The following is a 303-nucleotide window of genomic DNA, read 5'->3' on the forward strand; positions in this document are numbered from 1 at the left end:
CTACAACAACAAGCGGATAAAAACAAAACTGGCCGGAAAAATTCCGGTTCAATACCGAAATCTTTCCGACCAGTTATCCGCTTAAACTTCACTCCGATTTTTGGAGTTCAGTTCAATATCAAAATATTATCGTTTTTTATTTATCTAATTTTTAGACTCATTAAAAATCCAACTATCAGTTGGCAAGCACAATTAAATTGGGTATCTGAATTTGTATTTAACAAGTATTAAACAAGTATTAAACACTGTAATACTTATGTCCCAACGCTTTTAACGCTTAAGTAAGGAGACAACGGGGCTAAA

1 protein-coding gene is annotated in these 303 nt (G+C 33.0%); it reads left to right on the forward strand.

All coding sequences use genetic code 11. The features are described 5' to 3' along the window. Nucleotides 1-231 (forward strand): hypothetical protein (locus tag ACJQWY_RS06925; protein ID WP_475325390.1); only part of this gene is annotated, 231 nt, incomplete at its 5' end. Nucleotides 232-303 lie beyond the last annotated feature (72 nt).

This window comes from Weissella kandleri, assembly GCF_045504165.1.
Classification (GTDB): domain Bacteria; phylum Bacillota; class Bacilli; order Lactobacillales; family Lactobacillaceae; genus Weissella; species Weissella kandleri_A.